The sequence below is a fragment of the Variovorax sp. E3 genome, assembly GCF_016082275.1.
GTDB lineage: Bacteria > Pseudomonadota > Gammaproteobacteria > Burkholderiales > Burkholderiaceae_C > Variovorax.
This window is the reverse complement of sequence record NZ_MOWM01000339.1, coordinates 1-1,139: the sequence shown is the minus strand read 5'-3', so window position 1 is coordinate 1,139 and position 1,139 is coordinate 1. Positions and strand designations below refer to the sequence as shown.

Annotated in this window: 1 protein-coding gene; it reads left to right on the top strand. The window is 72.6% G+C overall.

The window, feature by feature from the left end:
- Positions 1 to 1,139 (top strand): efflux RND transporter periplasmic adaptor subunit (locus BMG07_RS40695; protein ID WP_198089216.1); only part of this gene is annotated, 1,139 nt, incomplete at both ends.

Here is a 1,139-nt window from a genome sequence, read left to right as displayed (position 1 = left end):
CGGGCGCGCGGGCGCGGGGGCGGCGGCGCGGCGACCAGCACGGTGGGCATCGCGACGGCGAAGCAGTCCGACATTCCGGTGCAGCTCGAGGCGCTGGGCACGGTCACGCCGCTGGCCAACGTGGTGGTGCAGCCGCAGGTGTCGGGTGTGCTCACGGCGGTGCTCTTCCAGGAAGGGCAGATGGTCAAGAAGGGCGACGTGCTGGCCACCATCGACCCGCAGCCGTTCCAGAACGCGCTGGCCCAGGCCTCGGGCGCGCGCCAGCGCGACGAGGCGCAACTGGCGGCGGCGCGCGTCACGCTGCAGCGCTACCAGACGCTGCTCGGGCAGGACTCCATCGCCCGGCAGGAAGTCGACACCCAGGCCGCGCTGGTCAAGCAGCTCGAGGGCACCGTGGCCATCGACCGCGCCAACGAGAACACCGCCAAGCTCAACCTCACCTGGAGCCGCATCACCGCGCCGGTGAGCGGGCGCATCGGCCTGCGGCCGGTGGACGGGGGCAACTACATCTCGACCGGCGCCACCAACGGCGTGGCCACCATCACGCAGATCGCGCCGATCGACGTCGAGTTCGCCATTCCGCAAGACCGCGTGCCCGAGGTGCAGGAGCGCCTGGCCCAGGGCGCCAAGCTCGACGCCACCGCCTTCGACCGCACGCGCACGCGCCGGCTCGCCGCCGGCACCTTCGCCACGCTCGACAACCTGGTCGACACCGCGACCGGCACCGTCAAGGCCAAGGCCCGCTTCACCAACGCCGACAACGCGTTGTTCCCGAACCAGTTCGTCAACCTGCGGCTGCTGCTGCGCACCGTGAGCAGCGCGGTGGTGGTGCCGGTGACGGCGCTGCGCCACGGCCCCAACGGCGACTACGTGTATGTGCTGAACAGCGACAGCACCGTGTCGCAGCGTCCGGTGACGCGCGGCGAGTCGAGCGTGGACAACGTGGCCGTGATGTCGGGCCTGCAGGCCGGCGAGCAGGTCGTGACCGAAGGCGGCGATCGTCTGAAGGATGGCGCGCGCGTGCAGACCTCGGTCGACCGGCCGGCGGCACCCGCGGCCGGCGCGGCCGCCGCTGGCACGCGGCGCGGCACGCACCGTGGCGAGCGCAACGGCGGTGAACGCAGCGGCGAACGCGGAAG